This is a genomic window from Achromobacter sp. 46006, assembly GCF_059761975.1.
Window position 1 is genome coordinate 1 of the sequence record NZ_JCBANN010000150.1, and the last position, 378, is coordinate 378.

Annotated in this window: 1 protein-coding gene; it reads left to right on the plus strand. The window is 66.7% G+C overall.

The genetic code is table 11. The features are described 5' to 3' along the window. Positions 1 to 378: ShlB/FhaC/HecB family hemolysin secretion/activation protein (locus AC6LKG_RS26590; RefSeq protein ID WP_498169995.1), on the plus strand; the 378-nt coding region annotated here is incomplete at both ends.

Below are 378 nucleotides of genomic sequence, written 5' to 3' on the forward strand. Positions count from 1 at the left end.
TCAACTACAGCATCCCGTTCGGCTACTGGACCCTGTTCGCCGGCGCCAGCAAGTCGCGCTACCGCCAGACCGTGGCCGGCTTCGAGGAACCCATCGTCTACGGCGGCACCAGCAAGCAGGTGGAGGTGGGCGTGTCGGTGGTGCCGTACCGCGGCGCCAGCTACAAGGGCACCGCCATGCTGAAGTTCCTGCGCAAGCGGGCCAACAGCACCCTCAACGACATCGACATCGAGGTGCAGCGGCGCGACGTGGCCGGCTACGAGTTCAGCTACGGCCATCGCCACTACATCGACCAGATGGTGCTGGACATCGGCGGCGGGGTGCGCGGCACGCTGCCGCAGTTCTCCAACCAGCCGGGGTATGTCTACGGCGATCCCG